This is a genomic window from Pseudomonas sp. GOM7 (assembly GCF_026723825.1).
Lineage (GTDB): Bacteria > Pseudomonadota > Gammaproteobacteria > Pseudomonadales > Pseudomonadaceae > Aquipseudomonas.
This window is the reverse complement of record NZ_CP113519.1, coordinates 1,907,590-1,932,336: the sequence shown is the minus strand read 5'-3', so window position 1 is coordinate 1,932,336 and position 24,747 is coordinate 1,907,590. Positions and strand designations below refer to the sequence as shown.

Below are 24,747 nucleotides of genomic sequence, written 5' to 3'. Positions count from 1 at the left end.
AGCGCCCTCTCCCTGGCAGGGAGAGGGCTTCAAGCGCTAACGCCTCACTTGACCACGTAAAGCTTGCGCACATAGCCCGTGCTGGTCCAGGCACAGGGCGTGCCCTGCGCCACGAATACGGTGTCGCCGGAATTGACCCTCAACTGCGCGCCGTCTTCGAGGGTCAGGGTGACGCTGCCTTCGATCAGGTGCATCAGCTCATGCACCTTGTGCGGGCGGCTGCGACGGGCGTAGGGCGTGGAGTCCCACACGCCGATCAGCAGGTTGCTGGCCGCGTCGGCATAGGCATTGTGCGAGCGGCATTGCGGCGCCTGGCTCAGCAGGATCTGCGCCTCCGGTGGCTGCGACGGGTTGAGCGGGGCGTAGGCCTGCAACGGCGTCAGCCCCGGCCTGGTCTCGGCACTGGCCTGCTGGTAGGCGCAGAAGGCCCACAGGCTGTCGGCCGAGGCCTGGATGCGCAACGCCGTGCCACGACCGATTACCAAGCTGTCACCCACGCCCAGTTCGAGGCTGTGCTGCTCGTCCTGCACGCTGAGATGCCCGGCGTGCACCACCAACATCTCGACATGCGGATAGTGCTCGACCCGGTGCTCGCCGGCCCCCTGGACGATACCGACACTCAGACCGTCATCGCTGCGATAAGCGACCTGGCGCATGCCGTCGAAAGGATCGCTGGAGCCAAGGGCGGCATGAGTAAAATCAGCGGCGGGACGGCCATCGGCCAGTGCCAGCAACAGGGCGTTGGGATGTGACATCGGAGTTCTCCAATCGAGGGCGCAGGTATGCCAGAAATGGCCTGGCAAGGCCCTCCATGCTAGGTAAAAACAGGCGCAATTTGCTGCGGACTTGGCCCCCCGCGCGAGCATTAGCTGCGGCCTTTGCCTGGCAAACCGATGCAATCCACCGAAATGTCCGATGCCTATTGTCAGACCTGGCCACAGATGGGATACAGGCGCCAGCGACCGCACCGTGACCGCGTGCGGCACCACTTCGGAGAGCCATCATGCCTGCTGCGCAGCCCCCTGCCCTCGTCTACCGTCCGATGACCGCCGCCGACGTGCCAGCGGCCCATGCCCTGTCGCTCGAACTCAAATGGCCGCACCGCCTGGAAGACTGGGCCATGCTGCAGCGCGTCGCCGAAGGCTTGGTCGTCGAAGATGATGGGCGTCTGGTCGGTACCGCCTTCGCCTGCGTGCAAGGCGACTACGCCACCATCGGCCTGGTCATCGTCAGCGACGCCTATCAGGGCCGGGGCATCGGCCGCAAACTGATGGAGCTGACCCTGCAGGCCTGTGGCTCGGCCACTGCCATGCTCAACGCCACCTTGGCAGGCACGCCGCTGTATATCAGCCTGGGCTTCGTCGAATTCGGTCGGGTACACCAGCATCAGGGGACGGTGGCACCGCTGCCCTGCCCACCTCTGCCCGCCGGCACCACCTGCCGCCAGGCCGACGACCGCGACTGGGCAGAATTGCTGAGCCTGGCCAATGCCGCCAGCGGTCTGGATCGCACCCGCGTGCTGGACGATCTGCACGATGTACTGGAATGCACCTTGCTCCTCGAGCGAGACGGACAACCCTGCGCCTTCGCCATGCAGCGGCCGTTCGGTCGTGGCCGGGTCATTGGCCCGGTGGTGGCGCAGAACCGGGAACAGGCCCAGTACCTGATCAGTACCCTGTTGGCGCAACTGGCGGGCCAGTTCGTGCGCCTCGACATCCCGGCGGACTGCGGCCTGGGTGACTGGCTGGGCAATCAGGGCCTGGCCCAGGTCGACAGCGTCGCGCAGATGGCCCAAGGCGATGCCCCCCAGAGCAGTGGCGGAGTCGAGCAGTTCGCCCTGGTCACCCAGGCCATCGGCTGAAGACGATCCTGTCCTGCGAGCCTGTGGCATTCAGCGCTGGCTCAGGCCCCATTGCCGCAAGCCAAATCCCAGGGCAGGTACTATCGTGCAAATTTCCTGGCCTCCCCCACGGAAATTTAGACAGGAGTGACTAAACTCAGATCTCGGATGGCCGAAGCAATGGCTAGGGACATTTCAGCGAGATCACCCTCATGTTCAACAACCGCTTGCAGCAAGAGATACAGGCGCTACGCGAGAATCTGTCCTCGGTAGAGCAGGTACGCGCCAGCCTGGATGGCGAAATGCTTGGGCTCATTCTCACCCCACAGGGGCGAATCGAGCATGCCAATGCCAACTTTCTCAAGGACATGCACTACACGGCCGAACGCTTGCAGGGCCACTCCTTGCTGGAGTTGATCCCCGAACATGTGCGCAATCTCGACTTCCATCACCGCGTGCGTCGGGCGCTGGAGCGCGGCGAGCACCTGGCCGGCGTCATCCGCCTGCTACGGGGTAATGGCCGCGAAGCCTGGCTTCGCTCGATCCTGCAGCCGGTGCGCAACAGCGCCGGCAATATCCGTTTCTTCTCCCTCTATGCCAGCGATTTGACCCGCACCATCGAAACATCGCGTGAGCACGAGAACCTGATCAAGGCACTGCAGCGCTCCACCGCCGTGATCGAGTTCAACCTCGACGGCGAAGTGCTCACCGCCAATCAGCGCTTCCTCGACGCCATGGGCTACAGCCTGGAGCAGATCAAGGGCAAGCATCACCGCATGTTCTGCGATGCCAGCGAGGTCAACTCGCCGGCCTATCAACAGTTCTGGGAAAAGCTGCGCCGTGGCGAGTTCGTCGTCGACCGCTTCAAGCGCATCGACAGCCATGGCCGCGACGTCTGGCTGGAGGCCTCCTACAACCCCATCACCGATGCCCATGACCGCCTGTACAAGGTGGTCAAGTTCGCCACGGTGGTCACCGACCAGGTGCAGCGCGAAGAGGCGGTGGCGCAGGCCGCCGGCATCGCCTTCGATACCTCCAAGGGCACCGATGCCAGCGCCCGCAACGGAGCCTCGGTGGTGCAGCAGATGCTCGACGCCATGGCCGAACTGGCCGGGCGCATGCAGGAGGCGGCACAGGGCATCGAGGCGCTGGACAAGCAGTCGCAGCTCATCGGCTCCATCGTCAAGAACATCAGCAGCATCGCCGATCAGACCAACCTGCTGGCGCTCAATGCCGCCATCGAGGCGGCACGTGCTGGCGATCAGGGGCGCGGGTTCGCCGTGGTGGCCGACGAAGTGCGCCAGCTAGCCTCGCGCACCAGCTCGGCCACCGTGGAGATCACCTCGGTGGTCGGGCAGAACCAGCAGTTGGCCGAGCGTGCCGTGGAGATCATCGGCCGAGGCAAGAGCCAGGCCGAACTGGGCCTGGAACTGTCCAAGCAGGCCGGCCAGGTGATCGAGGAAATCCAGGATGGCGCACGCCGCGTGGTCGCCGCCGTGGAGAGTTTCGCCACCAAGCTGTGAGGCGATGCTGCAGAACAACGGCGCCTGCGGGCCATGCGCCCAAACCCTGCAGGAACGAAGGGGGCGCCTAGCTTTTATTCGCGATTGGGTTTGGCCCAGTGCCCGCCCCTGATCGCGAATAAATTCAGCTCTTCGCGGAATCTCGGGAGAGTCAGTCTTGACGCCGGACTGGCAAGTTTGTGTGCTGGTATGTGTTCTGGACGCCGCTTCGGTGTATTCAGAAACTCCCTGTTTCGCCCCCTCGGGCGACTCACTTTTCTTTGAACTGCGCAAAGAAAAGTAAGCAAAAGAAACGCACCCCCGCCATCCGGGTCTCGCTGCGCTCGACTCCCCTCACTCCGGCACCGCTCCGGGGTCGGCGTACATGGGCCGCCATCGGTATCTCGCGGCATCCATGCCACTCGCCCCCTGCGCAATGCCTACGTTCGGCCTCCTGAAGGGGGCATTTACGCGCCTGAACGAACGGGCAATCCATAGGTTGCTCGGCGTGTTCTAGTAGCGATGAAGTCGCGATTGGGTCGTCGAGTTAAACCAATACTTTCATTCGTGTAGTTTCAGCTTGCCGGCTTGCAGCCGGCATCCCGGTCAGCCCTAAGGCTGACCCATGTTCAAGCACTCCACGCTAATTCTGGGTTACCTAGGGTTCAGGCGCGTGCAGAGCCCGCCCAGGAGGGCGAACGGAGTCGTCGTGGAAGAGGTTGAGCGACATGGATGTCGCGAGAGCCGCGATGGGCCAGGGATGGCCCACCGCGGCGGGCCTCTGGAGCGGCGATGGAGTGAGCGAACCCTCGCGTAGCGAGGGCCGGATGACCGGGCGGAGGGTTTTGGTTACTTTTGCCCTACAAAAGTGACTCGCCCGGGAGGGCGAAACCAGAAACATCAACAAAAACGCGGCAATCCGGAACAAGAACCCGAACAAGCAACAAGCACTCACACAAACTTGCCAGTCCGGTGTCAACCAGGCATTCCCCCTGAAAATGCGATGATCCTTTTATTCGCAATTGGGTTTAGCCCAGTGCCCGGCCCTGATCGCCAATGAATTCGCTCCCGTAGGAACCGGGAAACGGACTCCTACGGATGGAAACGACAGCCTCACCCGACAGTGCCGGTCAGCCCCGTCAGGGTATCGGCCAGCTCGCGCGTACGCAGCGAGGTCTGCTTGGTCAGTTGCGCGGAATCACGCAGCGAATCGATCATCCCGCCCAGCGCCGAGACCTCGCTCACCTGCTGCTGAATATGCCCGGACACCGCGCTGATGGCCTGGGATAGCTGATCGACGTCGGAGCCGATCTCGGCGGCGTTCTTGTGGGTGATCTGCGCCAGGTTGCGCACCTCGTCGGCGACCACGGCGAAACCACGACCCATCTCCCCGGCGCGCGCGGCCTCGATGGCGGCATTGAGCGCCAACAGGTTGGTCTGCCCGGCAATCTGCTGGATGACCTGGACGATGGATTGGATACGCAGGCTGGAGCTCGCCAGCTCGTCCGCGCTGCGCACCACCGACGCGCCCTGCTCGGTCAGGCTGCGCACCACACCCTCGGCCTGCCCGGTGACCTCGCCCTGGCGCGCGATGTTGTCGGTCAGCGCATCCATGCTCTGGTGCAGCTCATGGGCATGCAGATGCAACTGCTCACCGATCTCGCGCTGCCGGGCCTCGGCCGCCTGCAGCACCCGGCCCAGGTCGGCGAGCCCCTCGAACACCGGGCGAATGTGCTCGTCGAGCCCCTCGCTGTCGATGCAAATGCCGTAGTCATGGCGTTTGAACGCATCGATCTGACTGACCACCACCTGGCTGAGCCCAGCCAGTTTCTTCACCTGCCGGCGCAGGAAGAAGGCCTTGAACTCGCCGTAATGGATGGGGAAACGATCGATGTAGTCGTCGCTGAACGCAGTGCCCGGCGGTACCTGGAAGAAAAAGATCGCCGTCAGCGTCTGGTTGAGGTTCAGGCCAAGGATTTCACCGAAGGTGGAAAAGCCGATGACCGGCACCCGACCGAATACCCCTTCCATGCTCCTCAGCTCCGCCGTGTTGTTCAGCCGGCGCAGGATGCAGTCGTTGAGCAGGCCGATCAGCGGTGTACCACCCTTGCCGCGCAGGAACTGCTCGAAGTCACGCCGCGTGCTCTCCACCAATGGCGTGCGCTTGACCAATACCAGCTCCTCGCCCGGCGACACGTCGCAGAACAGGTGCACCACCTCCTGCTGCAGGTCGATGCGCGCGATGGAGCGCACGAACAGCTCGCCGCCGACGCGAATGGCGAAGGAATAATTGGCCAGCTTGCTCTCCAACTCATGTGGCTGGCAGTGCAACTCGGCGCACAGGGCCGCGACCATGCTGAGAATATTGCCGCGCGCATCGACCACCTGGCGGATGCTGCGCGCCTCGAGCGAGGCGGTGAGCACGCTCAGGCTGATGGAGGTGGGCTCGAAATTCTGGCTCTTGAACACGCCGAAGCGCACGTTGGGCGCGCTCTTGAGAAAGACCACCAGGGCATGGTTCTCGTAACGGCGCTGGCCGTCGTGCAGGAAGGTCTGACGAAAGTCGCCCTTGCCCCCGGCCGAGCCACCAACGAACAGACAGGGGAAGCGCCCCGACTCGTACAGCGCCTCCATGAAGAACGACTCGGAGGCCGACAGGCCGTCGAACAGCACGTAGGCCAGGGTGTCGCGGGCATCGATCGGCGTCTTCACCTGCAGCGCCTGCAGAGAACGGGTCAGTTTGGCGATGCGCTCGCGCAGCGGCATGTGCGCCCCGCCCGCGCGGATGTCCTGGCTTTCCAGCGGCACGCTGACCACCTCGGCACTGGCCACCACCCGGCTGTCGAACACCGCCAGCACCACCCGATCCCACTGCTCGCCGGTGTCGCAATACAGACGGCCTTCACCACCGCACAGCTCGCCGGCGCTGCTGGTCAGGCTCAGGGGCACGCCGGGAAAGCGTTCAGTGATCTGCCGTGCGATGCGTTCGATATCCAGATGGGGGGAAACATAGCCGGTGATGAAGCTGGGGCGTATCCGCACCGCCGCCAGCGCGGCGGCAAGTTCGGCCGCTCGGCAGCCGATGGGGACGGCAGCCCCCTGCGAGGATTGGGTGAATCTTTCACGCTGGAAGAGACCCATGGGCGCCTCTCTCGTTGGGCTGATCATTACTCTCAGACTAGTAGCAAAGTGAAGCCAATGCTCTCGTTCTTTTGGCGTAAGAATGCCGCAGCCCAACAGGCGATATGCGCTCTCAGGGCGCACGCACGGTCAGGCTCACCAGCCTGATCACGATGGGCCGCACCAGCATCACGCAAACGAAGGCCACCGGCATCGCCAGGCTGTAGGCACCGAGCACCGCCTGCAGGTAACCCTGGCCCAGGCCACGGTTGGCAGCGGTGATCACCAGCGACATGAGCATGGCCATGATGCCCGACATGAAGAAGGCGAAGGCCACCGGCATGGCGCGGGCGGGCAACTTCCAGCTACGCGTGGCGGCTGGCGTGAGGTTGAGATCTGACATGTTGAAACTCCCGGTTAGTTGAGGGTGTTGGCACTCTAGCGACGAAGGCAATTGCGGCGGTAGAGGCCGCCAGGTAAGTTGAATATCAAGTTCAACTTACGAATGACCACCCCATTGGAAAGCAAAAGCACGGATACCCTGCGCGGTCTGGAAAGCTTCGTGAAGGCCGTGGAGAGCGGCAGCATCGCCGCGGGTGCACGCCTGCTGGGCATCAGCGCGGCGGCCGCGAGCCAGAACATCGCCCGCCTGGAGCAGAGTCTGGGCGTGCGCCTGCTGACTCGTACCACGCGCCGCCTGGCGCTCACCGATGCCGGTGCGTCGTACTTCGAGCGCGTGCAGGGCGCGCTGCAGGAGCTGGAACTGGCCCGCGCCGCCGTCGCCGATCTGCAGGACGAACCGCGCGGCCTGCTGCGCATCGCAGCCAGTGCCGCCTTCGGCCGCCACGTACTGGCCCCGCTGATTCCGGGTTTCATGGCGCGCCATCCGCGCATTCGCTGCGAACTGCTGACCACCGATGGCAGCGTCGACCACATTCAGGAGGGCGTGGATCTCAGCATTCATATCCAGCAGCAGCTACAGGACGGCCTGGTGGCCCGGCGCATCGCCACCGCGCAGACACGCTTCTGCGCAGCCCCGTCCTATCTGCAGCGCGCCGGGCGCCCCAGCGAGCCAGAGGAACTGCGCGATCACGACTGCCTGCTGTTTCGCATCCCCTACGATGGGCGCTTCCTGCGCTGGGGCTTCGCCCGCGAAGGCGTGCACTTCGAGCCCCAGGTGCGCGTCAGCATGAGCAGCAACGACATCGACGCCCTCGCCCAATGCGCCGCGGCCGGCGGCGGCATCACCCGGCTGGCGTCCTTCGTCGCCGATCCCTACCTGGCCCGCGGCGAACTGCTGGAGCTGTTCTCCTCGTCCACCCCCACGCATGGCCGGGCAACCAGTGCCCCATTGGATTACTACCTGTGCGTGCGCGACCGCTACGAGCTGACGCCCAAGGTGCGCCTGTTCATGGACTATCTGCAGCAACACCTGCCCGCCGAGCTCAAACCACGTAGCGGAGCAAGCTGACAGGCGAGAGCACAGCGCAAACGGCTAGGCAGAGGTCGAGCCCAGACAATTTCCCCGTGCCCACGCAGCCTATGGTGAAGGCCCTTTTTCATTCGCACCGGGAGCCAGACATGGCCAACAAACCGATCACCGTCCTGCGCGACACCCAGCCGATGCCCGTCGTCGATGCCTGCAAATGGGAGCGCATCGAAGGTGACCCGCACACCGTCAACCTCAACGCCTACACCTCCGATGACGGCAGCAAGATCATGGGCACCTGGATCTGCACCCCCGGCAAGTGGCGCGTCGAGTACGTGAAGTGGGAGTACTGCCACTTCCAGGAAGGCTACTGCATCATCACCCCGGACGGCATGGAGCCGATCCACCTCAAGGCCGGCGACATCTTCGTGGTCGAACCGGGCATGAAAGGCACCTGGGAAGTGGTGGAAACGGTGCGCAAGTACTTCGTCTTCGCCTGACTCCCTGGCGGGCGCCGAGGCTATCGCCCCGGCCCCGCTGGACGGCAGCGGACTGCCACCTCCCCCACCTGATCGACAACCTTCTCTCCCTCTGAACGACGCCTCGAGACTGGCATGCGTGTATGGCCTGACTATGCTCAAGTCATTGTCCACAGCGCGTCGGAGCGGAGTCATTCATGAACATCGAAAGCCTGTTTGCCGAACTGCACAGCCTGCCCAGCATTCCCAAGGTTGCGCAGGAGCTGATCCAGCAATTCGACAACCCCACCTCCAGCCTGGAAAGCGTGGCACGCAACATCGAGCGCGACCCGGTGATCGCCGCCAAGGTGCTGCGCCTGGCCAACTCGGCGCGCTTTCGCGGTGCGCGCGAGGCTACCAGCGTCGAGGATGCCGCCATGCGCCTGGGCTTCAACACCCTGCGCACCCTGGTGATGGCCTCGGCGGTCACCGGCGCCTTCAAGGTGGACACCGGCTTCGATCTCAAGAGCTTCTGGATCCACAGCTTCCGCGTGGCGAGCATCGCCCGCACCCTGGCCAAGCAACTCAAGCTCGATGCCGACGCTGCCTTCACCTGCGGCATGATGTACAACATCGGTGAATTACTGATCCAGGCCGGCGCACCGGACTTCGCCCGCAAGCTCAACCGCCAGCCGCAGCGTGAAGCTGCCGCCCATGCCGCAGAGGAAACCCTGCAACTGGGCTTCGGCTACCCCGAAGTAGGCGCCGAACTGGCGCGCCGCTGGCAACTGCCCAAACTGATCCAGAACGCCATCGCCTACCAGGCCCGCCCCAACGCCGCACCGGACGATGGCCGCTATGCACGCCTGGTAGCCCAGGCCGTGGCGGTCGGCGAAGCGCTGGAAGCCGATGGCCTCGGCGAAAAAGCCCAGAAGAGCCTGGAAGGCCCGCTGTTCGAGGAAGTCGATCTCGCCGCCCTGTTCGCCGCCCTGCCCGCCGTGCTGGAAGCGGACAAGGCCTTCGCCGAACTGCTGGGCTGAGGCTAGGCTTTTTGCCACTGTAGGAGCGAAGGGGACGCCTAGCCTTTATTCGCGACAGGCTTTGGCCCGGTGCCCGGCCATGATCGCGAACACATTCGCGCCTACACAGGTTTGAGGAACGCTCAGCCCTTGCCGCCAGGCTTCTTCCCGCTATCGACCTTGGCCGCCACGGCCAAGGCCATCACCACCTCGCGCGCCACCTTGCGCTGCACGGGCGGCAGCGCCAGAAAGGCCTCGATGACCTCACGCTCCTGATAGTGCTTGGGATCCTCCCAGCGGCCGCGCTGCTCGCGCACGGCAAGCGCGGCCTGCTCACCAAAGCGCAGCACCTGCGGCTCGATGCGCAGCCACTCGGCCAGCACCTGCAACTTCTCCTGAGAGGGAATGGCCTCGCCACGCAACCAGCGCGACACAGCCTGAAAGGTCACGGAGCGCCCCCAATAGCGTGAGTTGAACTCACGTTCGAGCACGGCTGGGCGATCAGGATAGCCGGCCGCGAGCATGGCACTGCGCAGGCGTTGGGCGAATTCGATTTTCTCGGTCATGGAGGCGGACGTTAAATTCCGCTTCCATGCTTGATTGAACAGTCAGTTGTATTTTAAATGAAATTCATGGTTTCATCGCCATTCGACAGGCTGTTGTACCACGCACTAGCAGGCCGTTGAAAAACGTAGGCGAGGCAGCCAGTGCAAGGCAAAAACAGCCGAAAAAGCGCAGTTTACGTGTTGTAAATGAGTATTTTGAGGCTGTTTTTAACGCAGCAATGGCAACGTAGGTAGTTTTTCAACAGCCTGCTAGGGAGGGCGCCATGACCAGTCCAATCCACCCGGTTTTTGAAGACATCCGTTTCACCGTGCAGCGCGCGGCCGATGGTCGCTTCTGGTTCGCCGCGCAGCCCGTCTGCCAGGCCCTGGAGCTGAGCGACGAGGATGCCGCCCTGCTGTTGCACTGCCGTCCGGAGGGCATCCTGTTCGGCAACGAGGAAACGCCGCAGGCCATGATCGACCTGGAAAACCTGCTACGTCTGAGCCTCAACGGCAACAACGCACGTAGCAGGCGCCTGTTCGCCTGGCTCTGCCAGAGCCTGCTACCCTACCTGTTCAGTAGCGCCAACCTGCCCAGCTACCGCCAATTGGACATGGCCGAGAAACGCCTGCGCGCCCTCAAGTGGCACGACGATTGGTGGTTGTCGATGGACGATGTGATGCAGGTATTCGGCAGCCGGCCGGAGTTGCTGAACGTACAGCCAGCCAATGAACTGGTTTCGCTGGATCGCTAGGGTCTGTTGCCGTTCCGACGCGAGCCGCGTTGCTGCGCCAAATTGCGCCGGGCTAGGCGCGGGATGGATGGTCGTTCCCTTGCCAAATCCCGCAACGACGCATGGCGCAACTTGCCGCGCAACCCGAAGGAGAGGGCCAGCTTTTGCGCGCTCTGCTTCAAACGATCACGCAGGCAGGCGATTACGGCGCAGGTTCGACTCGGCAATCACTGAGCAACCGCCCTCGACTCAAGGCATGCAGCACTGCTTGTATTTCTTGCCACTGCCGCAGGTGCAGGGGTCGTTGCGGCCGACCTTGGCCTCTTCGCGGCGTACCGGCAGCAAGGGATCCAGGTTCTGCTGCCAGTACTGGTAGAGCTCGACGGCGGCGGGTTCGATCATCGCCGTGCAGGCGTCGTATTCGGCATCCGACATGGCCTTGAGCGTCTCGCTACTGCTTTCATCGCCGTGCAGGATGATCAGATTCAAGGCCACGGCAACCGAGTCGGGCAGCGCCGCCTCCAGCCAACCGGCCACCGCGGCGCCGCGCAGGTAGCCCGCACACCACTCGGAAACGATCAGCTTCTCGCCCTTGCCGTTGTCGTCGGCGAGGAAGATCGCCTCGTAGTCGTCGGGCTCCTCGGCAAGCATGTAGGCCGCCTCGCTCATCAGCTCGACGGCCAGCTTCATGAAGCGCTCGCCTTCCTTGTCGCTGGGCCATTGCGGCGGCTGGTCGGCCCAGATGGCCGAGTACCAGACGGCCGGCGCGACCTGGCGCGGGGCGGAGACGATGGCGGCGAAGAAGCCATCCAGCTCACTGGCGGACAGGATCGAGTGATCGTTGCCGTACTTGAGCAGCCACTGATCGAGCTTCTCCAAGCCTCTGTTGTCCATCGCCACACCTCCGTCTGAAAAAAAGTCGCTACTGTAACTGCATCGGCGCGTATTGCCAGCCGCCCGGCATCTGGCGAGTGCCCTCACCGCCGCCGCCCGCTACAATGCGCCCCTTGCCCGTGTCGCCTGATAAAGAAAAAACACCATGTCCTTGCCCAAGCACCACCTGGAACTGCTCAGCCCTGCCCGCGATGTCGAGATCGCCCGCGAGGCCATCCTGCATGGCGCCGACGCCGTCTATATCGGCGGCCCCAGCTTCGGCGCACGGCACAATGCCTGCAACGAGGTGAGCGATATCGCCAGGCTGGTGGAATTCGCCCGCCGCTACCACGCGCGCATTTTCACCACCCTCAACACCATCCTGCATGACGACGAGCTGGAGCCGGCGCGCGCGCTGATCCACCAGCTTTACGACGCGGGGGTGGATGCGCTGATCGTGCAGGACATGGGGGTGATGGAGCTGGACATTCCGCCCATCGAGCTGCATGCCAGCACCCAGACCGATATCCGCACCCTGGCACGGGCGAAATTCCTCGACCAGGCCGGTTTCTCCCAGCTAGTGCTGGCGCGCGAGCTGAACCTGCAGGAAATCCGCGCCATCAGTGACGCCACCGACGCGGCCATCGAGTTCTTCATCCACGGCGCGCTATGCGTGGCCTTCTCCGGCCAGTGCAACATTTCCCATGCGCAGACCGGGCGCAGCGCCAACCGTGGCGACTGTTCCCAGGCCTGTCGCCTGCCCTACACCCTCAAGGACGAGAAAGGCGGGGTGATCGCCTACGAAAAACACCTGCTGTCGATGAAGGACAACAACCAGAGCGCCAACCTGCGCGCCCTGGTCGAGGCCGGCGTGCGCTCGTTCAAGATCGAGGGGCGCTACAAGGACGTGGCTTACGTGAAGAACATCACCGCCCACTACCGCCGCGAACTCGACGCCATCCTCGAAGACCGCCCGGACCTGGCCCGCGCTTCCAGCGGCCGCACCGCGCACTTCTTCGTGCCCGACCCGGACAAGACCTTCCACCGTGGCAGCACCGACTACTTCGTCACCGAGCGCAAGGTGGACATCGGCGCCTTCGACTCACCCACCTTTACCGGCCTGCCGGTCGGGCATGTGGAGAAGGTCAACAAGCACGACCTGATCGCCGTCACCCATGAGCCGCTGTCCAACGGCGACGGCCTCAACGTGCTGGTCAAGCGCGAGGTGGTGGGCTTTCGCGCCAACATCTGCGAACTCAAGGGTGAGTTCGAGGAAGACGGCGAGAAGCGCTACCGCTACCGCGTCGAGCCCAACGAGATGCCCGAAGGGCTGCTGCGCCTGCGCCCGAATCACCCGCTGAGCCGCAACCTCGACCATAACTGGCAGCAAGCGCTGCAACGCACCAGCGCCGAACGCCGTATTGGCCTGAGCTGGAAGGCCGAGCTACGTGAAGATGCACTCAAGCTCACCGCCACCAGCGAAGAAGGCATCAGCGTCGAGGTCGCCCTGCACGGCCCGTTCGGCGCGGCCAACAAGCCGGAACAGGCGCTCGATGGCCTGCGCGACCTGCTCACCCAGCTCGGCACCACCATCTACCACGCCCAGGGTGTGACCCTCGATGCACCGCAGGCGTTCTTCGTGCCCAACTCGCAACTCAAGGCGCTGCGCCGCGAGGCCATCGACAAGCTCACCGAGGCCCGCGTCGCCGCGCACCCGCGTGGCCGCCGCAAGGCCGAGAGCGACCCGGCGCCGGTGTACCCGGAATCGCACCTGTCGTTCCTCTACAACGTCTACAACCAGAAGGCCCGCGACTTCTACCATCGCCATGGCGTGCAACTGATCGACGCCGCCTACGAAGCGCACGAGGAAGCCGGCGAAGTACCGGTGATGATCACCAAGCACTGCCTGCGCTTCTCCTTCAACCTGTGCCCGAAGCAGGCCAAGGGTGTGACCGGCGTGCGCACCAAGGTGGCGCCGATGCAGTTGGTGCACGGCGATGAGGTGCTGACCCTGAAGTTCGACTGCAAGCCCTGCGAGATGCACGTGATCGGCAAGATGAAGGGGCACATCCTCGACCTGCCGCAACCGGGCAGCGCCGCCACTCAGGTGGTCGGCCATATCAGCCCGGACGACCTGCTCAAGACCATCCGCCAGAAGCCGGGCTACAGCCACTGAGCCCGGGCTTAAAGCTCATCGTTGGGCAGATCGATCTCCAGCTTGCCGTTGGTCAGCTCCGTCAACTTGCGCAGGATCACCAGCCTGCGCTGCAAGCCTGGCCGCCGCTCGTCGATGGTGTAGGTTCGGCGCCCGCCCTGGGTCTTGGGCCCGCGCCAGAGCATGTCGGCACGGCGCTCGAGAAACAGCAGCACCTGCTGCCTGTCCAGCCGGGTCTCCGCCACCAGGCCATCGACGGTACGCAGGTCATGGGCCGGCGAGCAGAGTGCCGCCAGCAGCGTGCGCTCTTCTTCGTTGAGCTTGTGCGGCACGCTGCCCCTGAGGCTCATCAGTTGATCGCGTGTCAGCAGTTCGCTGAGCAGGGTGAAGCGGATCATGTCCTCGACGCCGCCCTTGCCCCAGATGGACCAGGCCAGCCGCATCAGCCCTTTTACCAACGGTTTGCTCACCTGCTGGCGCAATAGCTGCGGCACCAGCACATTGGCGCGCACCATAGCCTTGGCCACCACTTCCTCGACCTCGCTGCGCAGCACCCTGGGCCAGGGCAGTGGCTGGATCGGCGATACCGCCGCGCCCACCAGCGGAATCAGCGGCCGCGAGGCCACCCCGCCTGGGCTGCAGCTAAAGCCTTTGAGGTGCGACGCCTTCAGGCAGTCGTAACCTTGCTGCACGACCTGATAAGACTCGGGCAGAGCGAAATACTCCATCAGAAAGCGCTGACAATTGAGCCGACCGAGTTGGTAATCGTGGGCGCGAAAGCGTTCGCTGAGAAACCCGCCGAAGCCCCCCAGCAGGCCACAGGCAATGCCGTAGCGTTGCGCGTTGCCCTGTTCGTCATAGCGACGCGGAGCAATGAGGAAACGGCTGTAGGACAGCTCCATGGCCGCGACGATCTCATCCAGCTTGCAGCGCGCCTGACTCTTCATGGCCGGCAGGATCTTGCCGATGACCGACATGAGGCTCAGATCCAACGCATCGGTCAGCGGGTACGGATCGGCTTCGGGAAAGGGGTCAATCATGATCACCGCACGATCGACGCACTCGCCCCCATCCTCGGTGCGTGGGTTGGAACGAGGTGGGTTCTCCATCAGGGTCCAGCGGGCCAGCTCGAAGGGCTCGTTGTTCAGCACTCCGCCGTCGACCGTGACATAGGAGATGGGCGGGTTGTCCGGCCCCTTCAATTGCTCGGGGAAGCTCGGCTCCAGGCGCGGCGAAGCCCCCGGCCTGTACAAGCTGACCAGCGGCCAACTGCGCTTTGCGTGCTCATGATAGGTCTGCCCGCTGATACTGCGGGCACTGAGGCCAACAGGGAAGGCGCCAGAGCCCAGTGCCGCAGCGGCATACCTCTGCCACTCATCCGGCAGCCTGCCTTGCATACCCTGCAACTGATGCACGGACAGGGTGAAGCGCTCGAGGCACTCATTGTCGGCCCAGGGGCTCGCTACCGGCGTACTGCCCAGGCCCTCGAGCCGGTAGTGCACCCGATCCGCGTGCAACCGCATCGGATAGCCCGGCTGCCCCTGTGCGCCCCCCTGGAAGTGCGCTTCATAGGGCACACCGCGCAGGTTGGTATGGGTCATGAACAGATGCAGACCCTGGGCGATATAGGGCCGTGGCTCGGCGAGCTGGCCGAGCCCGAGGAAGGTCTTGTCGACGATGCCATCGAGCACGCTGCTGTCGAGCAGCGATTGCACCGGCAAGGGCTTCTTGTTCTCGTCAGTGCGCTTGAGATCCGCAAGCCCCAGCAGATCCGGCCCGCCCTTCGGCGCGACGAAACTGGGCAAGCGAACCCAGGCCTGGTAGAGGCGCGGCAGGCTGTAGTCGACCCGGCCCAGCTCGGGGTAATTCTGCCAGCCGGGCTTGAAGCCCTCGGCCAGTGCCGGCAGGGCCAGTGCCCCGGTCATTGCTCCGGCCGAGGCGCCGGAGATGACCGTTACCACGACCTCATGCTCGGGCACCGCTTCGCCCTTGTCCTTGGCCTGCTGCCACTCGTCCAGCGCATACAGCAGAAAATCCAGCACACCGGCGCTGTAAGCCCCTGCCGAGATGGCCCCAGCCATCGTGATACCGATACGAAACGGCTCCATGATCTATCCCCTCCCCGCTTTCCATGCAGTCATACAGACCCATACCCTGACCGCGACGGATGAAGCATAGCCACCATTTCGCCAACTTTTTGCCGGAGCTGGCCAGGTACGGCCTTCCCCTCAGGCAAAAAGACAAAATAATGACACCCAGGTACAGACCCAGGCCAAAGGCCAGATGGCCTCAGCAGTGTCTGCATTGCGCCCCCAGCACGAGGAGGCAGTCCTTACCTCCAAAAGTGTCAGGCCAAGACTGCCGGTTGAAGTCGACTCGAGGTCAAGCACCCAATATGGGGTATCGGTCGGCGACGGCTGAGAGCCGTTCAGAAGAGTGCCGGGGTAAAGCCTCTGGCTCCAGAAGCCTTTTTCTATTTCCCCATCTTCTTGAGGACCTTCTCGAAGGTATTGATGTTGCGGCTGGTGAAGCGGTCCTTGAGACTTTTTCTGCCCAGGATTTTGCCGAAAGCAGAATCCAGGGTATTGCCTTTCGGCACCTGCCAATAGAAGACATTGTTCACGATGGCAGCCTCCTCGTGCTCCGCTTTGGAGGCCGCATCGAATTCCTGCATCAGCACTTGTGCTATGTCCGCATTGCCGACAAAGGCATAGACATGAAGCTCATCCTTCTGCACAAAAGGATTGCCGTCACGGAGGCTTTCTATTTCCTGCCGAGACTTGACGAACAGGAAGGCCTTATAGGCAAACCGCTGCGCCATGGCGTTTTCAAGAACCCGCCTCGATGCTTCAGCCTGTTCAGCCGACGTGAAGACGATGTTTCCAGAAGCCAGTACGGAACTGACCGCCTCCATCCCGGCGTCGACGAATACCTGACAGACATCCGCCATTTTCATGGTGGTGCCCCTTACATTGACGCCGCGCAGAAACGCACAGTACTTCATGGCTTGTCCTTGAAAGGCAGGCTATTTCAACTGGCTGGCGAAGCGCTCCACGGCGCCCAGCACTTGCTTGGCGCCCTGGCGGATTTCCACGATCACGTCACCGGCCTGGTTGGCCAGTTCCAGGCCCGCTTCGGCCTGGGCGCGACTGCTGACCATGTTGCTCACGGCGGCGTCCACCAGCTTCTGGTTGTCCTGCACCACGCCGACGATTTCTTCGGTGGCCTTGCTGGTGCGGCTGGCGAGTTGGCGCACCTCGTCGGCCACCACGGCGAAGCCACGGCCCTGTTCGCCCGCCCGCGCCGCCTCGATGGCCGCATTGAGTGCCAGCAGGTTGGTCTGCTGGGCGATACCGCCGATGGTCTGCACCATGGTGCTGATGAGGATCGACTGCTTGCCCAGCGCCTCGATGCCCTCGCTGGCCGCGGTCATTTCCTGGGAAATGCGCTGCATGGTCTGCACCGTCTCGGTCACCACCTGGGCACCGCGCTGGGCATTGCTGTCGGTCTGCTGGGAAATGCCGTAAGCGGTCTCGGCGGCGTCGTTGACCTCCTGCTCGCGGTTGACCTGGTCGGTGATCACCGTGGCGAACTTGACCATCTTGTACAAGCGATTCTGCGTATCGTGCACCGGATTGTAGGTGGCCTCCAACCAGACCACCCGGCCATGGCTGTCCACGCGCTTGAAGCGCCCGGCGACGAACTCACCACGGTTGAGTCGCTCCCAGAACTGGGCGTACTCCGCGGAGGAGGACTCCTGCGGCTCGCAGAATATGCGGTGATGCTTGCCCTGGATCTGTTGCAGGCTATAGCCCATGGTGTCGAGGAACGCCTGGTTGGCCTTGAGCACATGCCCCTTGAGGTCGAACTCGATCACCGCCGTGGAACGCATCAGAGCGTTAATGAAATCCTCATTCTCGCGCGCCTTGTTCATGCTCTCGGTCACGTCACTGCCCACGCACTGAACGTGGCGCACCGCGCCACGCTCGTCCGCCACGGGTTGCCAGCAGGCTTGAATCCACACCAGCGCACCGTCATTGCGCAGGAAACGGTAGCGATCGCTCACCGAACGACCGGAGCCTATGGCTGCACTGAGGTTCTTGAAGCAGGGCAGATCCTTGACGTAGCTCGGCACGATATCGCTGAGCGGGCGACCCTTGAGTTGCTCGGGAGTATAGCCGACGAAACGGGCGAAGTTGTCGTTGACCTCGACGATATGCCATGCAGGGTCGATGGAGAGCATGATCATCTGCGCCTGGATGCCCTGATAGAGCTGCTTGTAGAGAGACAGCTCAGCGTCCCTTTCCTGCAATTCCTTTTTCAAACGGTTACCGAACATGACTTTCTCCGCAAGCGATCCCAACCAGATGATCGGCAGGCCTCGGCATTTGTTGAGGCCAGCCTGCATCAAGCATAGAAGGTTGATCGTGCAGCGTGACACGCGCGTACCAGAAGTTTCAGATGGCAGGCCCCAGTACCTCGACCGCCCGCACCTGCAGTTCAGCGCGCAGGTAGTCCATACGCCGCTCATGGAAGGCGCGCATGTGCGGCAGGGCCATGTGCGCGTCCAGCGCGGCCTGCGAGGCCCATACCTCGTAGAAGATGAACAGGGTCGGATCCTGCGCGTCGCGCAGCATGTGATATTCGAGGCAGCCAGGCTCGGCGCGGCTGGGCTCGATGTAGTCGCGGAACAGGCACTCGAAGGCGTCGGCCCGCTCGGGCCGGGTATGGGCGTGAAGGATGAAGGCGTACATGGAGGCTCCATGGGTGAACGGAGCCCTCAGATTACTGCAGGGTTAACGCTTGATTTCGTGACTTTCAGTCAACAATGATTTGACCGCCTCGGGGTATTTCACACGCGCAGGTCTGGATAACCTGCGGCCCTGTTTTTCTGGAGAACCCCGATGAAAAAGATCCTCCTGCTCAATGGCGGCAAAGCGTTCGCTCATTCCAATGGCCAATACAACGCCACCCTGCACGACGCCGCCGTGGCCTTTCTCGACCGTGCCGGCTTCGACCTCAAGACCACCTTCATCGATGGCGGCTACGACATCGAAGAAGAAGTGCAGAAATTCCTCTGGGCCGACGTGGTCATCTACCAGATGCCCGGCTGGTGGATGGGCGCGCCCTGGACGGTGAAGCAGTACCTCGACGAGGTGTTCACCGCCGGCCACGGCAGCCTCTACGCCAACGATGGCCGTACCCGCGCCGATGCCTCGCAGAAGTACGGCAGCGGCGGGCTGATCCAAGGCAAGCAGTACATGCTGTCACTGACCTGGAACGCCCCGCTGCAGGCCTTCGAGGATCCGGCGGACTTCTTCGAGGGCAAGGGGGTGGACGCGGTGTACTTCCCCTTCCACAAGGCCAACCAGTTCCTCGGCATGAGCGCCCTGCCCACCTTCATCTGCAACGACGTGATGAAGGTGCCGAACATCGAGCGCGACGTGGCACGCTATCAGCAGCACCTGGCAGAGGTGTTCGCCGTGGTCTGAGGCAAGCGCTCATCGGCCGCCGAACAGCGCCGTCCAGTAGATGCCGGCGTCGCTCTTCGGGTCGCTGGCGTAGGCGCCGCCAAAGTCGCTGAAGGCGGGATTCATCAGGTTGGCACAATGATCCGGGCTGGTCAGCCAGCCCTGCAGCACGCGCTGCGCCGAGTCCTGCCCGGCGGCGATGTTCTCGCCCACCGTGCCACCCGGGTAGCCGGCCAGTTCGGCACGATCACCCGGTGTACGTCCATCCGGGTCGAGGTGGTCGAAGAAATTGCCATTGGCCATGGCTCGGCTGTGCCCTAATGCCGCCTCGCCCAACGCCTCGTTCCAGGCCAGAGGCGGCGCGGCGGCGAAGCGCTGCTCGCCGCACTGGCGTGCCTGCCCACGGGCCGCGTTGACCTGCTCGAGCAGGTGCTGTCCCTCCACCTTGGCATCCGCCAGCTTGGCACTGAGCAACGGCCGCGCCAGCACCACGCGCCAGTCGCGCCCCACCTGGTTGATGCCGATGTCGACGAACTGCGGATCGAGCAGGATCTGGCAGAAACTCTCGCGCAACGCCTGCATGGCCGCTTGCGCATCACGCGGCCCGGACAGGCTGATGGCCTGCACGGTGACCATGGGGTAAGCCGTCGCCGTCAGCTCCTGCTGCAAATCGCCACTGCCGTTCACCGGCAACTCCAGGCGCTGATCAGCGCTCAAGCCGGGCAGCGGCTCGAACACCTTGCCGGCACAACGCTGCACCTGGCCACGGTATTCGTTGATTGCCGCGATCAGCGGCTCCTGCTGAGCCGCCTGCGCGCCCCAGGCGCAGAGCAATGTCAGCGCGATCAGCAGGCCACACCTTGTAACGCATTTCGTCATAGCGCTCGAACTCCCAGCAACTGTCGTGGAATTGACAGACAATAAGGCCTCGCAGCATAACCGGCCTCTAACGGATCTGCCGGGCCCAGGCAGGACAAGCCTTCCCAGCAGGCGGCAAACTTCGTGCATGATGCTCAGCGCGCCTGTTCCGTCACAGGCCATGCTACTCCGATGAAATGGAACATCCGATGCCCGGCCGACTCATCCAGACCGACGAACACCGCCGCAAGGTTCTCAGGGCCTTGCTATGGATCACCGTCTGTGGCGGTTCGTTCTTCTCGGTGTTCAACCTGCTGCACGACAACTGGCTGCTGGCCGGCTTGGAAATCGCCTACGCCAGCGTATCGCTGTTCATGCTGACCATCATCAACACCACGCCGCGCCTGCCCCTGTGGACCACCATCTACCTGTTGCCGTTCTTCAGCATCATGATGGTGGGGCTGGCGCAGACGCATACCATCTTCGCCATCTTCGCCTGGATCCAGACCATCCCGATCATCTGCTACATGCTGCTTGGCCTGCGCCTGGGTATGTGCGGCTCGCTGCTGTTCGTCGGCATCGGGCTGTACGTCTTCACCTGGCGCTTCTCCTCCGAATCCCTGCTGCATAACCTGGAGATCGTCACCAATCTCGGCCTGGCCAGCCTCACCGTGATGATCTTCGCGCATATCTACGAGCGCAGCCGGCTGATCAACGAGCAGCGCCTGACGGAGAAGGCCACCACCGATGCGCTGACCGGCCTGCCCAACCGCCTGAAGCTGGCCGAGGTGTTCGAGCGCGAGCGTGCGCAGGCGCTACGCAATGGCACACCCTTGGCGCTGGTGTTTCTCGACATCGACCATTTCAAGCAGATCAATGACCGCTTCGGCCATGAGGGCGGTGATCGCGCCCTGCAGCACTTCGCCGAGGTGCTGCAACAACGTCTGCGCCAGAGTGACCTGCTGTGTCGGCTCGGCGGCGAGGAGTTCGCCGTGCTGCTACCCGGCAGCACCCCGACCGATGCCCTGGAGGTAGCCGAGAGCCTGCGCGAACGCCTGGCCAGTACATCCCTGGAAATCGATGGTAAGCCGCTGCAGATGACCCTCAGCGCGGGCCTCGCTCACTTCGGCGAAGATGGGCTGATCCTCAGCTCGCTGATGCTAGCGGCTGACAAGCGCACCTATGCGGCCAAACGCGCCGGGCGCAATCGGGTGATCGCCCGGGACGAATCGCCCGAGATAGAGGTCAGACATCAGGCGTAAACGCTGAGCCCGCCCTTGTCCTGCAGCCACTGGCGATAGGTTTCCAGCGAGTCGGTCTGCTGGTCACCGTTGTACCCGGCGATGCGTACGCTGCCGTCCATGCCGGCATCCACCATCTTCTGCACCTGCGCCAGCAGCGTGGCGGCGTCGTCGCGATCCAGCGCCATCACGTCCGGCAGTTGTATGACGGCCGGTACGCTTGCCTTGCTTTCGGGGGTAGGTGCAACGCCGCTAGTGGCAGACGCCGCGCCGCCCTGCATGGCACGCAGCAAGCCACCCTCGTTACGCGCCACCACCTGTTTGGCAAAACGGCGCAGCTCATCCAAAGGATCCTGTTTGCTCTGGCCACCCGCCTCGCTACTGCCAGTGCTCGTGCGGTTGTTGAGCTGGCTGCCGTAGTAACTGAGCATCGCCGGCATGCTGTTGTTGATAGATGTCATGGGGCCTCCGCAAAAAGCATTCGCAGGCTACGAAGCAGATTCCGGGCCAGGGGCTGCGTGCCTTGCAGCACGCGGCTTGGACAACCACCTACGGCAGCGCTTTGCCAGCCAGCGGCAAGGCCTTGCCCATGTCGCCGGCAAGCGCGGAGCTGCCAAGACACGCCAACGGTCATTTGCTTGTCAGGGCGATTGCGCTAGGCTCTGCGCCTTTATCCAGAGGAGATACGCCCATGGCTCGCGCCACTGCCCGCCACATCCTGGTTGCCAGCGAAGACAAGTGCAACGAACTGAAAAGCGCCATCGAAGGCGGCGCCGATTTCGCCCAACTGGCCAAGGACAACTCCACCTGCCCGTCCGGCCGTAACGGTGGCGACCTGGGTTCGTTCGGCCCCGGCCAGATGGTCAAGGAATTCGACACTGTGGTGTTCAGCGCGCCGGTCGGCGTGGTGCAAGGCCCGGTCAAGACCCAGTTCGGCTATCACCTGCTGGAAGTCACCAGCCGTCAGGACTGATACTAGGGCCTGTTGACGTTTCGACGTGAGCCGCGTTGCTGCGCCAAATTGCGCCAGGCTAGGCGCGGGATGCAGGTAATGGTCGTTCCCTTGCCAAATCCCGCAACGACGCATGGCGCAATTTGCCGCGCAACCCGAAGGGACGGGCCTGTTTTTGCGTGGTGCGTCGTTGCTCGACGGCTCATTTGGGCGACCAAACTTCGCGTCTCGCGCCTAGCTCCACGCAAAAACGGGCTCCGTCGCGGCCACGAGCGAAACGTCAACAGGCCCTAGCAGTGACGAGCTGCCACGGCAGCTCGTCATCCTCTCAAGAGTCATTCAATCCCGCCTCGGAGGAGGCTGAGCTCCGCCATGAGAAAAGGCACCCGGCTCACGTCCGCCCTGCTGCTGTTCATCTGCCTGTCGCTGGCCTCCCTCGCCGCCTGGCAGATCTGGTTCTCACGCGAACGCGCGCTGCATGATCTGAACCTGTCCAGCCTGAATCTGGCGCAGGCGCTGGACAACTACAGCGAAGGGGTGATTCGCCAGTCGGAGCTGGTGCTGCTCGATCTCATCGAGCACCTGCAGCACGAGGGCAACACGCCTGCCTCGCGACACCAGCTCGAAGCGCTGATGCGCCAGCAGAGCGAGATACTCGGTATCGCCAGCGCCATCACCGTCTACGACGCTCACGGCAAACGCCAGCTCTCCTCTGTCAGGGTACCCAACGATGCACCGGGAGCCACCGACCGGAGGTACTTCACTCATCACCGCGACAATCCCTCCCCCGCGATATTCATCGGCCCCACGGTCAAGAGCCGTGTCACCGGCGACTGGGTGTTCAGCATCAGTCGCAGGCTCGACCATGCCGATGGCCAATTCGCCGGAGTCGTCGTGGTAACCCTTGGCGTCGAGCACTTCCTGCAACTGTTCGGCAGCATCAAGCTGGGCGAGCAGGGCTCGGCCAGCCTGTCCAGCAGCGACGGCACTCTGCTGTTTCGCCACCCCTTCCGTGAACAGGATGTCGGCCTGAACTGGTCCAACTCGCCGATCCTGAAGGTATTGCAAGAACGCGACGAAGGCACCTCCGAGCAGGTCTCACGCATCGACGGCATCGAACGCCTGTATGCCTTCCGCCGTAACAGCCGCCTGCCCCTGATCACCGTGGTCGCCCTCGGCCGCGATGAAGCCCTGGCGCCCTGGCGCCATGACGCGCAACTGTTCGCCACGCTGATCCTGATGCTGCTGGTCAGCGTGGGTGTCATCGGCCAGCGTCTGCTCGTGGACATTCGCCGCCGCACCCGCGCGGAGAGAAAACTGCTCATCGCCCAGGAAGAACTGCTCGATGCCAATGCCCGGCTGGAAGTGCTGGCTTCGCAGGATGCCCTGACCGGCCTGGCCAACCGCCGCAGTTTCGACCAGACCCTGGAAGTGGAAATCCGCCGCGCCCTGCGCCGCCAGTCGGCACTGTCGCTGGTGCTGCTCGATATCGACTATTTCAAGCGCTACAACGACCGCTACGGCCACATAGCCGGCGACACCTGCCTGCGCACGGTCGCCGAGATCCTCAAGTCCTGCATCCATCGCCCAGGGGATCTAGCCGCGCGTTACGGTGGCGAGGAGCTGGCGCTGATCCTGCCGAACACCGATGCGGATGGTGCCGAAGCCATTGCCCGCACCTTCATGACGGCACTGCAGCAACGCCACCTGACCCATCAGGCCAGCCCCTTCGGCACGGTGACGGTGAGTCTCGGTATCGCCAGTCTGGTACACAGGGGCGAAGACAGCCATGACCTGGCCCTCAGCCTGATCCAGGCCGCCGACCAGGCGCTCTATCAGGCCAAGAGCGGCGGCCGTGACTGCCTGCAGCGGGCCGATTCGGTGGGGTGACAATCCTCACAAAGCCGTGCAGCATCAGCCTGCCCCTGGCTCGAAGAACGGACCGCCATGAACGACGCCCCACACCCTCTGCAACAGCTCGCCCACAACCTGCTCGGCAAGGCCGTGCATGAACTCGAACCGGAAGAAAACAACGTTCTCGAAAAGATTCGCCAGCGTCGCCCCATCAGCCGCGACGTGGCCGACGTCTCGGACGAAGAATCGACCTTCGGCGAGCGCCTGTCGGACAAGGTCGCGGCGGTTGGCGGCTCCTGGTCATTCATCATCTGCTTCTCGCTGACCATGCTCGGCTGGATGCTGATCAACACCGACGTGCTCGCGCACTTCGGCATGGCCTTCGATCCCTACCCCTACATCTTCCTCAACCTGATGCTCTCGACCCTGGCCGCGGTGCAGGCGCCGATCATCATGATGAGCCAGAACCGCCAAGCGGCGAAGGATCGCCTGGCCGCCAGCCTGGACTTCGAGGTGAACCTGCGCGCCGAGCTGGAAATCATGCGCCTGCACGAAAAGATCGATCAGCGCATCCAGCAGCGTCTGGATCAGATCCTCGAACGCCTGCCGGAAAAGCGCCTGCAAGATTGAGCCGACACGGATCGCATTTGCACCGTAGGGTGCGCCGCCGTGCGCACCAGATCTCCAGGCATTATC

Annotated in this window: 21 protein-coding genes and 5 pseudogenes; 13 read left to right on the top strand and 13 right to left on the bottom strand. The window is 63.4% G+C overall.

The genetic code is table 11. The features are described from left to right. Positions 1 to 44: 44 nt before the first annotated feature. The gene (locus OU800_RS08740; protein WP_268182932.1) at positions 45 to 755 is read right to left on the bottom strand and encodes a cupin domain-containing protein; all 711 of its coding nucleotides are present in this window, start codon (positions 753 to 755) and stop codon (positions 45 to 47) included. Positions 756 to 1,003: 248 nt separating this feature from the next. Here OU800_RS08740 and OU800_RS08735 point away from each other — a divergent pair, with 248 nt between their 5' ends. The 3 genes and pseudogenes from OU800_RS08735 (at position 1,004) to OU800_RS24305 (ending at position 3,363) form a co-directional block, all read left to right on the top strand. Next, positions 1,004 to 1,861: a GNAT family N-acetyltransferase gene (locus tag OU800_RS08735; RefSeq protein ID WP_268182929.1), complete on the top strand. Its 858-nt coding sequence runs from the start codon at positions 1,004 to 1,006 to the stop codon at positions 1,859 to 1,861. Between the two features lie 191 nt (positions 1,862 to 2,052). Further along, positions 2,053 to 2,781, top strand: a pseudogene (locus tag OU800_RS24310) (PAS domain-containing protein); the annotation flags it as partial. A gap of 144 nt (positions 2,782 to 2,925) precedes the next feature. After that, a complete protein-coding gene (locus tag OU800_RS24305; RefSeq protein WP_442447094.1) occupies positions 2,926 to 3,363 on the top strand; it encodes a methyl-accepting chemotaxis protein in 438 nt (145 codons plus the stop codon). Positions 3,364 to 4,455: 1,092 nt separating this feature from the next. Here OU800_RS24305 and OU800_RS24300 read toward each other — a convergent pair. From OU800_RS24300 to OU800_RS08720, 3 genes and pseudogenes are all read right to left on the bottom strand, one after another. Further along, positions 4,456 to 4,845: pseudogene (locus OU800_RS24300) on the bottom strand (methyl-accepting chemotaxis protein); the annotation flags it as partial. A gap of 531 nt (positions 4,846 to 5,376) precedes the next feature. Further along, positions 5,377 to 6,483 (bottom strand): annotated as a pseudogene (locus OU800_RS24295) (FIST signal transduction protein); the annotation flags it as partial. 112 nt (positions 6,484 to 6,595) lie between these two features. Further along, positions 6,596 to 6,865, bottom strand: coding sequence for a DUF2798 domain-containing protein (locus OU800_RS08720; RefSeq protein ID WP_268182922.1), 270 nt, complete (start codon positions 6,863 to 6,865; stop codon positions 6,596 to 6,598). A 102-nt stretch (positions 6,866 to 6,967) separates the two neighbouring features. Between OU800_RS08720 and OU800_RS08715 the strand changes: the two genes are divergently transcribed. The 3 genes from OU800_RS08715 (at position 6,968) to OU800_RS08705 (ending at position 9,389) form a co-directional block, all read left to right on the top strand. Further along, positions 6,968 to 7,933 (top strand): LysR family transcriptional regulator, encoded by a 966-nt coding sequence (locus OU800_RS08715; RefSeq protein WP_268182919.1) that lies wholly within the window; start codon positions 6,968 to 6,970, stop codon positions 7,931 to 7,933. Between the two features lie 110 nt (positions 7,934 to 8,043). Continuing rightward, complete coding sequence (locus OU800_RS08710) at positions 8,044 to 8,391, top strand: cupin domain-containing protein (RefSeq protein ID WP_013716543.1); 348 nt, start codon at positions 8,044 to 8,046, stop codon at positions 8,389 to 8,391. A 176-nt stretch (positions 8,392 to 8,567) separates the two neighbouring features. Further along, positions 8,568 to 9,389, top strand: a complete 822-nt coding sequence (locus OU800_RS08705; RefSeq protein WP_268182917.1) for an HDOD domain-containing protein — start codon at positions 8,568 to 8,570, stop codon at positions 9,387 to 9,389. A 122-nt stretch (positions 9,390 to 9,511) separates the two neighbouring features. On the opposite strand, the gene OU800_RS08700 is transcribed toward OU800_RS08705, so the two are convergent. Further along, on the bottom strand, positions 9,512 to 9,934 hold the full coding sequence (locus tag OU800_RS08700; protein ID WP_268182916.1) for a transcriptional regulator: 423 nt from the start codon (positions 9,932 to 9,934) through the stop codon (positions 9,512 to 9,514). 263 nt (positions 9,935 to 10,197) lie between these two features. On the opposite strand from OU800_RS08700, the gene OU800_RS08695 reads away from it, so the two are divergent. Continuing rightward, positions 10,198 to 10,668, top strand: a complete 471-nt coding sequence (locus OU800_RS08695; RefSeq protein ID WP_268182915.1) for a BRO-N domain-containing protein — start codon at positions 10,198 to 10,200, stop codon at positions 10,666 to 10,668. Positions 10,669 to 10,896: 228 nt separating this feature from the next. Here the strand turns inward: OU800_RS08695 and OU800_RS08690 are convergent, their stop codons facing one another. After that, on the bottom strand, positions 10,897 to 11,541 hold the full coding sequence (locus OU800_RS08690; protein ID WP_268182914.1) for a YecA/YgfB family protein: 645 nt from the start codon (positions 11,539 to 11,541) through the stop codon (positions 10,897 to 10,899). 145 nt (positions 11,542 to 11,686) lie between these two features. On the opposite strand from OU800_RS08690, the gene OU800_RS08685 reads away from it, so the two are divergent. After that, entirely contained in the window at positions 11,687 to 13,696 is a 2,010-nt protein-coding gene (locus tag OU800_RS08685) for a peptidase U32 family protein (protein WP_268182912.1), read from the top strand. Between the two features lie 8 nt (positions 13,697 to 13,704). On the opposite strand, the gene OU800_RS08680 is transcribed toward OU800_RS08685, so the two are convergent. The 5 genes and pseudogenes from OU800_RS08680 to OU800_RS08665 form a co-directional block, all read right to left on the bottom strand. Continuing rightward, positions 13,705 to 15,783 carry a patatin-like phospholipase family protein gene (locus tag OU800_RS08680; protein WP_268182910.1) on the bottom strand — a complete coding sequence of 693 codons (2,079 nt, stop codon included), beginning with the start codon at positions 15,781 to 15,783 and terminating at the stop codon, positions 13,705 to 13,707. A gap of 365 nt (positions 15,784 to 16,148) precedes the next feature. After that, positions 16,149 to 16,679, bottom strand: a complete 531-nt coding sequence (locus OU800_RS08675) for a DUF1697 domain-containing protein (RefSeq protein WP_268182908.1) — start codon at positions 16,677 to 16,679, stop codon at positions 16,149 to 16,151. Positions 16,680 to 16,700: 21 nt separating this feature from the next. After that, positions 16,701 to 17,132: pseudogene (locus OU800_RS24290) on the bottom strand (methyl-accepting chemotaxis protein); the annotation flags it as partial. Positions 17,133 to 17,285: 153 nt separating this feature from the next. Further along, positions 17,286 to 17,918, bottom strand: a pseudogene (locus OU800_RS24285) (PAS domain-containing protein); the annotation flags it as partial. Between the two features lie 214 nt (positions 17,919 to 18,132). After that, positions 18,133 to 18,429 (bottom strand): putative quinol monooxygenase, encoded by a 297-nt coding sequence (locus OU800_RS08665; protein WP_268182903.1) that lies wholly within the window; start codon positions 18,427 to 18,429, stop codon positions 18,133 to 18,135. Between the two features lie 150 nt (positions 18,430 to 18,579). Here OU800_RS08665 and OU800_RS08660 point away from each other — a divergent pair, with 150 nt between their 5' ends. Continuing rightward, positions 18,580 to 19,167, top strand: a complete 588-nt coding sequence (locus OU800_RS08660; protein WP_268182900.1) for an NAD(P)H-dependent oxidoreductase — start codon at positions 18,580 to 18,582, stop codon at positions 19,165 to 19,167. 9 nt (positions 19,168 to 19,176) lie between these two features. On the opposite strand, the gene OU800_RS08655 is transcribed toward OU800_RS08660, so the two are convergent. Beyond that, on the bottom strand, positions 19,177 to 20,025 hold the full coding sequence (locus OU800_RS08655) for a CAP domain-containing protein (protein ID WP_268182899.1): 849 nt from the start codon (positions 20,023 to 20,025) through the stop codon (positions 19,177 to 19,179). 188 nt (positions 20,026 to 20,213) lie between these two features. Here OU800_RS08655 and OU800_RS08650 point away from each other — a divergent pair, with 188 nt between their 5' ends. After that, positions 20,214 to 21,266 carry a GGDEF domain-containing protein gene (locus tag OU800_RS08650; RefSeq protein ID WP_268182897.1) on the top strand — a complete coding sequence of 351 codons (1,053 nt, stop codon included), beginning with the start codon at positions 20,214 to 20,216 and terminating at the stop codon, positions 21,264 to 21,266. On the opposite strand, the gene OU800_RS08645 is transcribed toward OU800_RS08650, so the two are convergent. After that, positions 21,257 to 21,706 (bottom strand): hypothetical protein, encoded by a 450-nt coding sequence (locus OU800_RS08645; protein ID WP_268182895.1) that lies wholly within the window; start codon positions 21,704 to 21,706, stop codon positions 21,257 to 21,259. The genes OU800_RS08650 and OU800_RS08645 overlap by 10 nt on opposite strands. Before the next feature lie 230 nt (positions 21,707 to 21,936). On the opposite strand from OU800_RS08645, the gene OU800_RS08640 reads away from it, so the two are divergent. From OU800_RS08640 to OU800_RS08630, 3 genes are all read left to right on the top strand, one after another. Next, positions 21,937 to 22,218 carry a peptidylprolyl isomerase gene (locus OU800_RS08640; RefSeq protein ID WP_268182893.1) on the top strand — a complete coding sequence of 94 codons (282 nt, stop codon included), beginning with the start codon at positions 21,937 to 21,939 and terminating at the stop codon, positions 22,216 to 22,218. Positions 22,219 to 22,569: 351 nt separating this feature from the next. Then, on the top strand, positions 22,570 to 24,087 hold the full coding sequence (locus OU800_RS08635; RefSeq protein ID WP_268182891.1) for a sensor domain-containing diguanylate cyclase: 1,518 nt from the start codon (positions 22,570 to 22,572) through the stop codon (positions 24,085 to 24,087). Between the two features lie 57 nt (positions 24,088 to 24,144). Next, complete coding sequence (locus OU800_RS08630; RefSeq protein WP_268182889.1) at positions 24,145 to 24,681, top strand: DUF1003 domain-containing protein; 537 nt, start codon at positions 24,145 to 24,147, stop codon at positions 24,679 to 24,681. The last annotated feature ends 66 nt before the right edge of the window (positions 24,682 to 24,747 follow it).